Genomic DNA, 13,987 nt, shown 5'->3' with positions numbered 1-13,987 from the left:
CAGAAAAACCGGCGGGCGCGGCCACAAACAAAAAAACGGGAGAGGATTGCTCCCCTCCCGTTTTCACGTTGCTGAAAAAGCGGGTGTTTACTTGCCTTGCAGATCAATCAGTTTAGTCTGGCCTGCCACCACCTGGCCGCTGGCCAGCGTTACCACAGCGGAGAAATCATCCGCGTTGCTGACCACCACCGGGCTAATCATGGAGCGCGCATTGGCGTTCAGATAGGCCAGGTCGAGTTCCAGCACCGGCTGCCCGGCGGTGACTACCGCGCCCTCTTCCACCAGGCGGGTAAAGCCTTTGCCGCCCAGTACCACGGTGTCGATCCCCATGTGCACCACAATTTCCGCACCGGATGCGGTTTCAAGGCAGAACGCATGGTTGGTGTTGAAGATCTTCACCACGGTACCGGCCGCCGGTGACACCACGGTACTGCCCGTGGGGCGGATTGCCACACCGTCGCCCACGGCACCGCTGGCAAACGCTTCATCCGGCACATCAGACAACATCACCACCTCACCGGTGATCGGTGAAACCAGGCTGTCTACCACGGCTTTGAGGTTCGGCGTCGCCTGCGGCTGTTTGACCACGTTCACGACCGGCTCATTACCGGTGGCGCCCCCGGCAGAGGCAGCGACCGGGCCGGCCGCCACCAGACGTTTCATGGTGTCCGCGATGGACTCCGCTTTCGCCCCGACAATCACCTGAATACTTTGTTTGTTAAGTTTCACCACACCGGATGCACCCAGGCGTTTGCATTCGGCATCATTCACCCGGCCCGCATCTTTTACAGTCAGGCGCAGGCGGGTAATACAGGCATCAATCCCTTTCAGGTTATCGGAACCGCCAATCGCGCTGATGTAGCTGCGGGACAGATCCGTTAACCCCTCTTCTGTATTGCTGTTAGTGGTCGGGCGGGCGATCGCGGACTCATCTTCACGCCCTGGGGTTTTCAGGTTGAACATGCGGATCACTGCGCTGAACACCACGAAATAGATGGCAAACGCCACCAGCCCCATCACCAGCAACATCCAGACATTGCTGCTGGCGGCCGGCAGGTTATACATCAGCGCGTAGTCGATGGCCCCGGCAGAGAAGGAGAACCCGGCGTGGATATCCAGCGTGGTGGCCACAAACAGGCTGATACCGGTCAGCAGCGCATGCAGTAAATAGAGCAGCGGTGCCAGGAACATAAACAGGAATTCCAGCGGCTCGGTGACGCCGGTCAGGAAAGCCGTGACCGCTACAGAGAGCAGCATCCCGCCCACCATCGGGCGGCGCGCTTTCGGGGCCGCCAGGTACATCGCCAGCGCCGCACCCGGCAGGCCGAACATCATGATCGGGAAGAAGCCGGACATAAACATCCCGGCGGTGCCGTCACCGGCGTAGAAGCGGTTGATGTCCCCGTGGAATACCGTCCCGGCCGCATTGGTGAAATCACCAATCTGGAACCAGGCGATGGTGTTCAGCACCTGATGCAGCCCGGTCGGGATCAGCAAACGGTTGACGAACCCGAAGATACCGGCCCCCAGCGCGCCCGCAGAGACGATCCACTCCCCACCGGCACGGATGGCATCCTGCACCGGCGGCCAGACGTAGCCGAAAATGGCGGCCAGGATCAGGCAGAAGAACCCGGTGGCAATCGGCACAAAGCGTTTGCCGCCAAAGAAGCTGAGGAAATCCGGCAGCTTGATGTCAGACCAGCGGTTGTAGACCATCCCGCCCACCAGCCCGGTGATGATGCCGGAGAGCACCCCCATGTTCACCGCCGGGTTGATGGTGACCATCGCTTTGGTCAGGACAAAATAACCGACCGCACCGGCCAGCGCCGCAGAACCGGCATTGTCTTTGGACCAGGTGGACGCCACACCGATGGCGAAAATCAGTGCCAGGTTATCGAAGATTGCCCCGCCCGCCTGGGCGATAAAAGGCATGTTGAGTAAGTCCGGCTGGCCGAAACGCAGTAACAGCGCGGCAACCGGCAACACGGCGATAGGTAACTGTAACGACCTACCTAAACGTTGAAAAAACCCTAGAATATTCACCATTTCCCCCTATATGTCCGCTGCCGGACGATGCAAGCAGTGTCAGCACGCAACGACTACTCTTAATCTGGTTAAAGCAACTGCTACGCGGAGTGTAAAAAAATTAATTCGTATCGCAAATTAAAAGCAGGGATTTTGTGATAATAATCACCTTAAATCACATTCCGCCCGGCAAAATGCTGGTCATGCCTGAAAACTTATTTTATGATTCAAAAAATCAAGGCAGCCTGAGGCTGTACCGGTACTTACGCACCGGAGCCGGTTTGGCCGGCCTTCCGGCTTTCGCGCTAGTATATCTTTATTTCAAGCATTTAAGAGGTGAATGATGAGACTGATCCCCCTGAAATCAACGGCTGATGTGGGCAAATGGGCGGCACGGCATATTGTTACCCGTATTAACGCATTCAAACCCACGGCCGATCGTCCGTTCATCCTCGGCCTGCCGACCGGCGGTACCCCCCTTGAAGCCTATAAACACCTTATTGCAATGCATAAAGCAGGCCAGGTGAGCTTTAAACATGTGGTCACCTTCAATATGGATGAGTATGTCGGGCTGCCGCAGGAACACCCGGAGAGTTACCACACCTTTATGTACCGCAACTTCTTTGACCACGTTGACATCCCGCACGAAAACATCAACCTGCTCAACGGCAATGCAGACGACGTAGAGGAAGAGTGCCGCAATTACGAAGCGAAAATTAAGTCTTACGGCAAGATCAACCTGTTTATGGGCGGCGTCGGCAATGACGGCCATATCGCCTTCAACGAACCGGCCTCTTCCCTGGCGTCCCGCACCCGCATCAAAACGCTGACGGAAGAAACGCGCATTGCCAACTCCCGTTTCTTTGGCGGCGACGTCAGCCAGGTGCCGAAATATGCTCTGACCGTGGGCGTCGGCACGCTGCTGGATGCCGAGGAAGTGATGATTCTGGTTACCGGTCATCTGAAAGCCCAGGCGCTTCAGGCGGCAGTAGAAGGCAACATCAATCACATGTGGACCATCAGCTGCCTGCAGCTGCACCCGAAAGCGGTTATGGTGTGTGATGAGCCGTCCACCATGGAGCTGAAAGTAAAAACCGTGAAATATTTCCGCGAGCTGGAAGCGGAAAACATGAAAGATCTGTAATCTCTGCGACGGCCGCCGGCGATACCCGCCTGCGGCAGTGCAGACAGTAATCAGTAGAAAGAATGTAATCAGGGGGCACAGATGTACGCGTTAATTCACGGGCGGCTTTATACCGGCCACGATGTTCTTGATGGCCATGCTGTCGTGGTTGAAAACGGGCTGATCAGCCGGGTATGCCCGGAAGCGGAGTTGCCGGCAGGCATTGAAACCCGCGACCTGGGCGGCGCGAACCTGGCTCCCGGCTTTATCGACCTGCAACTCAACGGCTGCGGCGGTGTGCAGTTCAACGATTCGCTGGACGCCATTTCCGAAAAGACACTGGAGATCATGCAGAAAGCCAATGAGCGCTCCGGCTGCACCAGTTTCCTGCCGACCCTCATCACCTGCAGTGATGACTATATGAAGCATGGTATCGCCGTGATGCGCGCTTACCTGCAAACCCACCAGAATCAGGCGCTGGGCCTGCATCTGGAAGGGCCGTACCTTAACCCGCTGAAAAAAGGCACCCACAACCCGGATTTCATCCGCACCCCGGATGACGCGATGATCGACTACCTGTGTGACAACGCCGATGTGATAACCAAAGTCACGCTGGCACCGGAACGGGTTGATGATGCGGTGATCCGCCGCCTCTCCGCGGCCGGTATTGTGGTGTCTGCCGGGCACTCCAATGCGACGTACGATGAGGCGCGCAAAGGCTTTGCCGCGGGGGTGACGTTCTCCACCCACCTGTATAACGCCATGCCATACCTGACCGGCCGTGAGCCGGGCCTGATGGGGGCGATTTTTGATACCCCGGACGTTTACAGCGGCATTATTGCTGATGGGTTACATGTGGCGTGGGCCAGTATCCGTAATGCCAAACGGCTGAAAGGTGACAAACTGGTGCTGGTCACAGATGCCACCGCCCCGGCGGGCGGCAATATTGATCAGTTCATTTTTGCCGGTAAAACAATATACTATCGCGACGGGCTGTGCGTGGATGACAACGGCACGCTGAGCGGTTCTGCATTGACCATGATTGAAGCCGTGCAGAACAGCGTTGAACATGCAGGCATCGCCCTGGATGAGGCCCTGCGAATGGCCACGCTGTATCCGGCGCGGGCGATTGGCATGGACTCTGCGTTAGGCACGCTGGAGGCGGGCAAGGTCGCTAACCTCACCGCATTCGATCGTGATTTCCATATCACCAAGACCTTCGTCAACGGCAACGAAGTGTAACCATGAGCGGGTAATGTGTAGATGACCACCGGCGGACAGACACAAATCGGAAATGTTGATCTGGTTAAGCAATTAAATGGCGCCGCGGTCTACCGCCTGATCGATCAGCAAGGGCCCATTTCACGCATCCAGATTGCGGAGCTGAGCCAGCTGGCCCCGGCCAGTGTCACGAAAATTACCCGCCAGCTGCTGGAGCGCGGGCTGATCCGCGAAGTGGATCAGCAAGCCTCCACCGGCGGCCGCCGCGCTATCTCCATCATCACTGAAACCCGCCATTTCCACACCCTGGCCGTCCGGCTGGGCCGCCACGACGCCACCCTGACCCTGTATGACATGAGCGGCAAGGCGCTGGGCGAAACGCACTCTGCCCTGCCCCAACGCACACAGGAAACGCTGGAAGAGGCGCTGTGTGAGGCGATTGCCGCCTTTATCGACCAGTACCAGCGCAAAATGCGTGAGCTGATTGCGATTGCGGTGATCCTGCCCGGCCTGGTGGACCCGGAAAAAGGTGTGGTGCGCTATATGCCGCACATCAGCGTCCATAACTGGCGGCTGGTGGACACCCTGCAACAGCGCTTCAACGTGACCAGCTTTGTGGGCCATGACATCCGCAGCCTGGCACTGGCCGAGCACTACTTTGGTGCAACGCGCGACTGCGAGGACTCCCTGCTGGTCCGGCTGCATCGCGGCACCGGCGCAGGCATTCTGGTCAATGGCCAGATTTTCCTCGGCAGTAACGGTAACGTAGGGGAAATCGGCCATATTCAGGTTGACCCGCTGGGTGAGCGCTGCCATTGCGGCAATTTTGGCTGCCTGGAAACCATCGCAGCCAACGCCGCGATTGAGAACCGGGTGCGCAACCTGCTGACCCAGGGCTACCCCAGCAAACTGACGCTGGACGATTACAGCATCAGCGCCATCTGCAAAGCCGCCAACCGCGGCGATCCGCTGGCTACTGAAGTGATTGAAAATGTGGGCCGTTATCTGGGCAAAGCGATCGCGATTGCCATCAACTTATTCAACCCGCAAAAAGTGGTGATTGCCGGGGAGATTACCGAGGCACAGAAGGTGTTGCTGCCGGCGATTCAGGCGTGCATCAATACCCAGGTGTTGAAAGATTTCCGCAAGAATCTCCCGATTGTCACCTCTGAGCTTAACCACCGTTCCTCTATTGGTGCCTTTGCGCTGGCAAAGCGCGCCATGCTGAATGGGGTGCTGCTGCAACGTCTGCTGGAGTCCTGATGCTCCCAGAACGCCACGCTGGCCTATACTGTTGACCTTCACGCCTGAATACGACCCGCCGTGTGCGGGCCGTTTTTTTCAGGCCGGGCACGTTTGACCGTATCGCGGTTAACCCTGGAGCTTTCAACCCGTATTGCCTTCAACTTCCTATGAGTACGCAAGCCTATGACGATAAAAAATGTGATTTGTGATATTGACGGCGTGTTGATGCACGACAATACCGCCGTACCCGGTGCAGATATTTTTCTGGCGCGCATACAGGAACAGGGAATGCCGCTGGTGATCCTGACCAACTACCCGTCACAGACAGCGCAGGATTTGTCGAACCGCTTTCTGGCTGCCGGCATTGAAGTGCCTGACACCGCCTTTTTCACCTCGGCTATGGCCACCGCTGATTTTCTGCGCCGCCAGGAGGGGAAAAAAGCCTTCGTTATTGGGGAAGGCGCCTTAATTCATGAGCTGTATAAAGCCGGTTTCACCATCACTGACATCAACCCCGATTTCGTCATCGTGGGGGAAACCCGCTCCTATAACTTCGATATGATCCATAAAGCCGCCTACTTCATTTCGAATGGGGCACGTTTTATCGCCACCAACCCGGATACCCACGGGCGCGGCTTTTTCCCGGCGTGTGGGGCGCTGTGCGCGCCGATTGAAAAAATCACCGGCCGCCAGCCTTTTTATGTGGGGAAACCCAGCCCGTGGATTATCCGCTCGGCCCTGAACCAGATGCAGGCGCACTCTGAGGAAACGGTGATTGTCGGCGATAACCTGCGTACCGATATTCTGGCCGGTTTTCAGGCCGGGCTGGAAACCATTTTGGTGCTTTCCGGCGTTTCCACCCTGAGTGATATTGATGCCATGCCCTTCCGGCCAACCTGGATCTACCCGTCTGTCGCAGAGATTGATGTGATTTAACCGCTGGGTCTGGCCCGCCGGCCAGGCCGCACTTTTTCTTTTCCCCCTTTTTTGCCGCTTCCCGCCTTGCCCTGCCGAAAATTGCATAATCGATAATTTATCTGCCTTAAAAATCATAATCCGCTAAAAATTTAGGGTGGCCGGTGAACTATTTTTCCCTCTGACGCTAAATCTCTTGCATACCCTGCGGGTTTTGGCGCATGTTCTTTATCAGACCCGCAGCCAGGGTGTCTGCCACGCAACACCCCCCTGATAACCGGCTGCCTCACAACATCATTACCGCCCGAGAAATGCGTTAGGAGAGTTATATGTGTTCTATTTTTGGTGTGCTCGATATCAAAACTGACGCGGCTGAACTGCGTAAAAAAGCGCTGGAGCTGTCCCGTCTGATGCGTCACCGTGGCCCGGATTGGTCCGGCGTCTATGCAGGTGAAAAAGCCATTCTGGCGCATGAGCGTCTCTCTATTGTGGACGTCAACACCGGCGCACAACCTCTCTATAACGCAGCACACACCCATGTTCTGGCGGTAAACGGTGAGATCTATAACCATCAGGCATTGCGTCAGGAGCTGGGCGACCGTTACGCCTTCCAGACCGGTTCTGACTGCGAAGTGATCCTGGCGCTGTATCAGGAAAAAGGGCCGGCATTCCTCGACGAATTGCAGGGGATGTTCGCCTTCATTCTGTATGACACCGAAAAAGAAGCTTATCTGGTGGGCCGTGACCACCTCGGCATCATCCCGCTCTATATGGGCCATGATGAGCACGGCAACCTGTTTGTTGCCTCTGAGATGAAATCTCTGGTGCCGGTCTGCAAAACCATCCAGGAGTTCCCGGCGGGCAGCTACCTGTGGAGCCAGGACGGGAAAGTGCAGGAGTATTACCGTCGCGACTGGTTCGAGTTCGACAACGTCAAAGACAACACCACCGATGCCGCTGCCCTGCGTAACGCACTGGAAGAATCGGTGAAAAGCCACCTGATGTCTGATGTGCCGTACGGCGTGCTGCTCTCCGGCGGGCTGGACTCGTCCATTATTTCGGCGATTACCAAGAAATTCGCCGGCCGCCGGGTAGAAGATGACAACCGCAGTGAGGCCTGGTGGCCCCAGCTCCACTCCTTCGCCGTCGGCCTGGAAGGATCGCCGGATCTGCGCGCAGCCAAAGACGTGGCCCGCCACCTCGGCACCGTGCACCATGAAATCCATTTCACCGTGCAGGAAGGGCTGGATGCGATCCGCGATGTTATCTACCACATCGAAACCTATGACGTCACCACCATCCGCGCTTCCACGCCGATGTACCTGATGTCACGTAAAATCAAGGCGATGGGCATCAAAATGGTGCTCTCCGGCGAAGGGGCTGATGAAGTCTTCGGCGGCTACCTCTACTTCCATAAAGCGCCGGACGCCAAAGAGTTCCATGAAGAGACCGTGCGCAAACTGCTGGCGCTGCATATGTATGACTGCGCGCGCGCCAACAAAGCGATGTCTGCCTGGGGCGTTGAAGCCCGCGTGCCGTTCCTGGACAAGAAATTCCTGGACGTGGCGATGCGCATCAACCCGAAAGACAAAATGTGCGGCAACGGCAAGATGGAGAAGCATATCCTGCGGGAGTGTTTCGAATCTTACCTGCCGGAAAGCGTTGCCTGGCGGCAAAAAGAGCAGTTCTCCGACGGCGTGGGTTACAGCTGGATCGACACACTGAAAGAAGTGGCGGCGCAACAGGTCACGGACCAACAGCTGGAAACCGCCCGCTTCCGCTTCCCGTACAACACGCCGGTGTCCAAAGAGGCTTACCTGTACCGTACGGTCTTTGAAGAGCTGTTCCCGGTGCCGAGCGCCGCGGAATGTGTGCCGGGCGGCCCGTCGGTGGCCTGTTCGTCTGCCAAGGCGATTGAATGGGATGAGTCCTTCAAAAAGATGGACGATCCTTCCGGCCGTGCAGTAGGTGTTCACCAGTCAGCCTATTAAGGGGTAAACCCGCCGGGAATTTCCAATAACGGGCCGCTTACGGCCCGTTTTTTATGGCACAATTGCGTGATAAATGACACTTTTTGCCGATTTTCTCCGCAGACTGTTCATAAGCCAGACAAACAGAAGCGGGATGCCGTTTTTCGTTAAAAAACTTGTTGACGCAATTCGGTCATATCCGCATAATGCGCCCCGCAACGCCGACGAAGGTAACGCGAAAAAAGATGGCTACGTAGCTCAGCTGGTTAGAGCACAGCACTCATAATGCTGGGGTCACAGGTTCGAATCCCGTCGTAGCCACCATCTTTTTTGCGGGAGTGGCGAAATTGGTAGACGCACCAGATTTAGGTTCTGGCGCCGCAAGGTGTGCGAGTTCAAGTCTCGCCTCCCGCACCATTTCTATCCAGGCGTTGTAACGGATGGGGTATCGCCAAGCGGTAAGGCACCGGTTTTTGATACCGGCATTCCCTGGTTCGAATCCAGGTACCCCAGCCATACAACACTTGCAATTATGTTGTGATTATGAAATAGTAAGTCATTGTTATAGTAGAAGTTGTTTTTATCTGAAACAGTTTCAACGCAGTAACAGAACACGCAATACAATTTGGCTACGTAGCTCAGCTGGTTAGAGCACAGCACTCATAATGCTGGGGTCACAGGTTCGATTCCCGTCGTAGCCACCAAATTTTTGGGGTATCGCCAAGCGGTAAGGCACCGGATTCTGATTCCGGCATTCCCAGGTTCGAATCCTGGTACCCCAGCCAAAAAAAGTAAAAAGCTCGCTTCGGCGGGCTTTTTGCTTTTCTGCGCTCAGCAAGGAAATGGCTCAGGCAGAAAGCCGGGACGCTTCCCGGCCTGCCCTGCTGTCAGAGTCCCAGCGCGTAACGCAAGGCGCGATTTTTCAGGCTGCCGCCACGCTGCGCCGCCATCAGCGCAGCGTTACGCAGCATCCGCACCGGGGCCAGATCGTTACTGAAGGCGGTATAGAACAGATCCATACCGCTTTGCATCATCAGGTTATCGACTTTGCGGCGGCGCTGATAGCGCATCAACACCGGCTCACCGGCCCACGCTTCGCCCCGTTCACGCGCTGCCGCCAGCACGTCAATCAATGCCTCCACATCGCGGTAACCGAGATTCACGCCCTGCCCGGCCAGCGGATTAATGGTATGCGCTGCATCCCCAATCAGGGCGACGCCGGGGCGGACATAGTGTTGGGCGTGGCGGCGGACCAGCGGGAACGCACCGGCCGCCAGCGCAGTGACATTGCCGACCCTCTCCGGGAAGGCCTGCTGGATCTCCCGGCTGAGCTGGGCCATCGGCAGCGATTGTAAATACCGGATGCGGGCCGGGCTGTCGTACCAGACCAATGACGCATAGTGGCCGGACAGCGGCAGAAAGGCGCGTGGGCCGCTGGGGAAAAACTGCTGCCAGGTGACATCCTGATCCGGCGCGGCGGTTTTCACACTGATCAACATACAGGACTGGCGATACTGCCAGCCGTTAATGCCGATACCGGCCAGTTGCCGCACCTGTGAATTCGCGCCGTCCGCGCCGATGACCAGCTGCGTCGTCAGCGTCTGGCCATCCTGTAGCGTCAGCTGCCAGCCGTGCGGGGTTTTCTCCATGCTTTTTAAGCTGGCCGGGCAATGCAACCGGATAGCCGGCTGCTGTTCCACCTGCTGCCAGAGCGCCCGCTGGAGCACCGTGTTTTCCACCATATACCCCAGCTCCGGCAAGCCCAGCGCCGCGGCATCGAAAATCACCTCTGACCCCGGCATCTCCCAGGTTTCCAGCCGGCGGTAAGGCGCACTGCGCATCTGTGCCACGTTTTGCCAGGCACCCAGCCGGGTCAGGAGCGCGACCGAGGTGCAGCCCAGCGCGGAGATGCGCAAATCAGGGGCGCTCTGCGGGTCAAACTCAGGCGGGGCTGCGTGTTCCAGCAATGCCACGCTAAACCCCTGCTCAGCCAGCCCAAGGGCCGCCGCGGCGCCGACCATGCCGCCACCGACAACGGTAATGTCGGAATGCTTATCTGAATTGTTCATAAAGGCCAAATACCCGTTTGTGATCGCGTCTGCACGAAGTGTACCGGATTTTTCTGTTAGCATCAGGCGCAAGGCGGTTTTCCTCTGCTGGTCACCACCGCAGTGAGCGATTACACTAGGCGCCCTGCACACCGAGCTTATTCGGGAAGCTTTTTCTTCTGCATTGAGTAATGGCAAGTCAATGACAAAAAAACTGCATATTAAAACCTGGGGCTGTCAGATGAATGAGTACGATTCATCCAAGATGGCTGACCTGTTGGGAAGCACTCATGGTTATGAGCTGACAGAACATGCCGAAGAGGCCGATCTTCTGTTGCTGAATACCTGTTCCATCCGTGAAAAGGCGCAGGAAAAAGTCTTCAACCTTCTCGGCCGTTGGAAATTACTGAAAGAAACCAACCCCAACCTGATTATCGGGGTGGGTGGCTGTGTGGCATCGCAGGAAGGGAAACATCTCCGCCAGCGTGCGCCCTGTGTTGATATCGTGTTCGGCCCGCAAACCCTGCACCGTTTACCGGAAATGATCAACCAGGTCAGCGGCACCCGCAGCCCGGTGGTGGACGTCAGCTTCCCGGAAATCGAGAAGTTTGACCGCCTGCCGGAACCGCGGGCCGATGGCCCCACCGCCTTTGTCTCCATCATGGAAGGGTGCAACAAATATTGCAGCTTCTGTGTGGTGCCTTACACCCGTGGTGAAGAGGTCAGCCGCCCGAGTGACGACGTCCTGTTTGAAGTGGCACAGCTGGCAGCGCAGGGCGTACGTGAAGTCAACCTGCTGGGGCAGAATGTCAATGCTTACCGCGGGCTGAATTATGACGGTTCGGTCTGTAGCTTTGCCGAGCTGCTGCGCCTGGTCGCTGCCATTGACGGCATTGACCGGCTGCGTTTCACCACCAGCCACCCGATTGAATTCACCGATGACATCATCGATGTGTACCGCGACACGCCGGAGCTGGTCAGCTTCCTGCACCTGCCGGTGCAGTGCGGCTCTGACCGCGTGCTGATGATGATGAAACGCGCGCATACGGTGCTGGAGTATAAGGCGATCATCCGTAAGCTGCGCCAGGCGCGGCCGGACATCCACCTCAGCTCCGACTTTATTGTGGGCTTCCCGGGGGAAACCGCCGCTGACTTTGAACAGACCATGAAGCTGATTGCTGAAGTCAATTTTGATGTGAGCTACAGCTTTATCTACTCTGCCCGCCCCGGCACACCGGCGGCAGACATGGTGGACGATGTCAGTGAAGACGAGAAAAAACAGCGCCTCCATATTCTGCAGGAGCGCATCAACCAGCAGGTGATGCAGTTCAGCCGCCAGATGGTCGGCACCGTGCAGCGTATTCTGGTTGAAGGCACGTCACGCAAGAGCCTGATGGAGCTGAGCGGCCGCACAGAAAATAACCGTGTGGTTAACTTCGAAGGCACCCCGGATATGATCGGCAAATTCGTGGATGTTGAGATTGTCGATGTGTATGCCAACTCACTGCGCGGCGTGGTGGTACGCACCGAAGCGCAGATGGATCTGCGCATTCACGAGTCACCGTCAGCGGTGATTGCCCGTACCCGTAAGGAAAATGCGCTGGGCGTCGGGATCTACCAGCCCTGATAAGGCGCTGGCCAGGCTGCAGGGCGCCTGAGGCGCCCTTTATTTTTTTAGCGATTTGCCGCACTTCTTCCCCGCAACTGAAACTATCTTGCAGCAGGCCATTTAATTTTTCGATTTGTGCCGCATATTCATACTTCGGGTCCGCAGCATCTCTTGCCAGAAAGAGGAAGAAGCGGACAATGGCATGTATGCTTACGGTATGCTGCCTTCCCGGCAGAACAGACCTTATCGCTATCAACAGGCCCTATGTGACCCAGAGGAACAGTTTGAACGTCGAGACACAAGAACTCCTGCTAGAACCCGCCGATAACCAGCGCTTACTGAGCCTGTGCGGGCCGTTTGATGACAATATCAAACATCTTGAACGCCGGTTAGGCATCGAGATTAACCGCCGCGACAACCACTTTAAGCTGGTCGGCAAGAGCCTGGTTGTTCAGGCTGCTGCTGACATCCTGCGCCATCTCTATGTAGAAACGGCGCCGCTGCGCGGTGAAATCGCCGATATCGATCCGGAGCAAATCCATCTCGCTATCAAAGAGAGCCATGTGCTGGAGCAGACCGCCGAAAGCGTGCCCGACTATGGCAAAGCCGTGACCATCCGCACCAAACGCGGCATGGTGAAACCCCGTACCCCTAATCAGGCCCAGTATATTGCCAATATTCTGGACAACGACATTACCTTCGGTATCGGCCCTGCCGGGACCGGGAAAACGTACCTGGCCGTGGCAACGGCCGTAGATGCCCTGGAGCGCCAGGAAGTCCGCCGCATCATGCTCACCCGCCCTGCGGTAGAGGCGGGTGAAAAACTGGGCTTCCTACCGGGTGACCTCAGCCAGAAAGTCGACCCGTACCTGCGCCCGCTGTATGACGCCCTGTTTGAAATGCTGGGCTTTGAGCGGGTGGAAAAACTGATTGAGCGCAATGTGATTGAGGTGGCCCCGCTGGCCTATATGCGTGGCCGTACCCTGAATGACGCGTTCATCATTCTGGATGAGAGCCAGAACACCACCATCGAACAGATGAAGATGTTCCTGACCCGTATCGGCTTTAACTCCAAGGCGGTGATTACCGGCGACGTCACGCAGATTGACCTGCCGCGTAACCAGAAATCGGGCCTGCGGCACGCCATTGAGGTGCTGTCAGATGTGGAAGAGATAAGCTTTAACTTCTTCCACAGCGAAGACGTGGTGCGCCACCCGGTGGTCGCCCGTATCGTGGTGGCCTATGAGGCCTGGGAAGCCGAAGAGCAGAAACGCAAAGATGCCGCCGCGGAACAGCGTAAGCGTGACGCGCTGCAACATGCCGCCTCTGCCCCGCAGGAGGCGCCGTGAGCAACGTGATCCTTGATTTGCAGATCGCCTGTGAAGCGCCGTCCGGCCTGCCGGCTGAGGCGGACTTCCAGCGCTGGCTCGACCATGTGTTGCCGCAGTTTCAGGAAGAGTCGGAAGTGACCATCCGACTGGTGGATGAAGCCGAAAGCCATGACCTGAACCTGACCTACCGGGGCATGGACAAACCGACCAACGTGCTCTCTTTCCCGTTTGAGGCACCGCCGGGTATGGAGATGCCGCTGCTGGGTGATTTGATCATCTGCCGCCAGGTCGTGGAGCGCGAAGCCGGCGAGCAAGGCAAACCGTTGATGGCGCACTGGGCACATATGGTTGTTCACGGCAGCCTCCATCTGCTAGGGTACGATCATATTGTTGACGAAGAAGCCGAAGAGATGGAATCTTTGGAAACAGACATCATGCAGGGTATGGGTTATCCTGACCCCTATCTTTCTGAAAAAGATGACCTCTGATATTAGTTGATG

The 13,987-nt window shown here is 56.9% G+C and carries 10 protein-coding genes and 5 tRNA genes; 13 read left to right on the top strand and 2 right to left on the bottom strand.

Going from position 1 to position 13,987, the window contains the following annotated elements; genetic code table 11:
* Positions 1 to 87 precede the first annotated feature (87 nt).
* On the bottom strand, positions 88 to 2,043 hold the full coding sequence (nagE, locus tag JK232_RS05780) for a PTS N-acetyl glucosamine transporter subunit IIABC (RefSeq protein ID WP_072926890.1): 1,956 nt from the start codon (positions 2,041 to 2,043) through the stop codon (positions 88 to 90).
* Between the two features lie 325 nt (positions 2,044 to 2,368).
* Here nagE and nagB point away from each other — a divergent pair, with 325 nt between their 5' ends.
* The 10 genes from nagB to JK232_RS05730 all read left to right on the top strand — a co-directional run bounded on the left by nagB (position 2,369) and on the right by JK232_RS05730 (position 9,284).
* Positions 2,369 to 3,169, top strand: coding sequence for a glucosamine-6-phosphate deaminase (nagB, locus tag JK232_RS05775; RefSeq protein WP_072926296.1), 801 nt, complete (start codon positions 2,369 to 2,371; stop codon positions 3,167 to 3,169).
* Positions 3,170 to 3,250: 81 nt separating this feature from the next.
* Positions 3,251 to 4,390, top strand: coding sequence for an N-acetylglucosamine-6-phosphate deacetylase (nagA, locus tag JK232_RS05770; protein WP_101827860.1), 1,140 nt, complete (start codon positions 3,251 to 3,253; stop codon positions 4,388 to 4,390).
* 21 nt (positions 4,391 to 4,411) lie between these two features.
* Positions 4,412 to 5,632 carry a DNA-binding transcriptional regulator NagC gene (nagC, locus tag JK232_RS05765; protein ID WP_072926300.1) on the top strand — a complete coding sequence of 407 codons (1,221 nt, stop codon included), beginning with the start codon at positions 4,412 to 4,414 and terminating at the stop codon, positions 5,630 to 5,632.
* 165 nt (positions 5,633 to 5,797) lie between these two features.
* Positions 5,798 to 6,550 carry an HAD-IIA family hydrolase gene (locus tag JK232_RS05760; protein WP_072926301.1) on the top strand — a complete coding sequence of 251 codons (753 nt, stop codon included), beginning with the start codon at positions 5,798 to 5,800 and terminating at the stop codon, positions 6,548 to 6,550.
* Between the two features lie 308 nt (positions 6,551 to 6,858).
* Positions 6,859 to 8,520, top strand: coding sequence for an asparagine synthase B (gene asnB, locus JK232_RS05755; protein WP_072926303.1), 1,662 nt, complete (start codon positions 6,859 to 6,861; stop codon positions 8,518 to 8,520).
* Positions 8,521 to 8,746: 226 nt separating this feature from the next.
* A tRNA-Met gene (locus JK232_RS05750) sits at positions 8,747 to 8,823 on the top strand.
* An 8-nt stretch (positions 8,824 to 8,831) separates the two neighbouring features.
* Positions 8,832 to 8,916 (top strand) — tRNA-Leu (locus tag JK232_RS05745).
* 24 nt (positions 8,917 to 8,940) lie between these two features.
* Positions 8,941 to 9,015: transfer RNA gene (locus JK232_RS05740), tRNA-Gln, on the top strand.
* A 111-nt stretch (positions 9,016 to 9,126) separates the two neighbouring features.
* A tRNA-Met gene (locus JK232_RS05735) sits at positions 9,127 to 9,203 on the top strand.
* Positions 9,204 to 9,209: 6 nt separating this feature from the next.
* A tRNA-Gln gene (locus JK232_RS05730) sits at positions 9,210 to 9,284 on the top strand.
* Between the two features lie 102 nt (positions 9,285 to 9,386).
* Here the strand turns inward: JK232_RS05730 and ubiF are convergent.
* Positions 9,387 to 10,568 carry a 3-demethoxyubiquinol 3-hydroxylase gene (gene ubiF, locus JK232_RS05725; protein WP_072926305.1) on the bottom strand — a complete coding sequence of 394 codons (1,182 nt, stop codon included), beginning with the start codon at positions 10,566 to 10,568 and terminating at the stop codon, positions 9,387 to 9,389.
* 181 nt (positions 10,569 to 10,749) lie between these two features.
* Here ubiF and miaB point away from each other — a divergent pair, with 181 nt between their 5' ends.
* The 3 genes from miaB (at position 10,750) to ybeY (ending at position 13,975) form a co-directional block, all read left to right on the top strand.
* A complete protein-coding gene (miaB, locus tag JK232_RS05720; protein WP_072926306.1) occupies positions 10,750 to 12,174 on the top strand; it encodes a tRNA (N6-isopentenyl adenosine(37)-C2)-methylthiotransferase MiaB in 1,425 nt (474 codons plus the stop codon).
* Positions 12,175 to 12,422: 248 nt separating this feature from the next.
* On the top strand, positions 12,423 to 13,505 hold the full coding sequence (locus JK232_RS05715) for a PhoH family protein (protein ID WP_175558122.1): 1,083 nt from the start codon (positions 12,423 to 12,425) through the stop codon (positions 13,503 to 13,505).
* Positions 13,502 to 13,975 (top strand): rRNA maturation RNase YbeY, encoded by a 474-nt coding sequence (gene ybeY / locus JK232_RS05710; protein WP_072926310.1) that lies wholly within the window; start codon positions 13,502 to 13,504, stop codon positions 13,973 to 13,975. The genes JK232_RS05715 and ybeY overlap by 4 nt, the downstream gene beginning before the upstream one ends.
* Positions 13,976 to 13,987: the final 12 nt, after the last annotated feature.

Source organism: Nissabacter archeti (assembly GCF_018257325.1).
Classification (GTDB): Bacteria; Pseudomonadota; Gammaproteobacteria; order Enterobacterales; family Enterobacteriaceae; genus Chimaeribacter; species Chimaeribacter arupi.
This window is presented reverse-complemented; position numbering and strand designations above follow the sequence as displayed.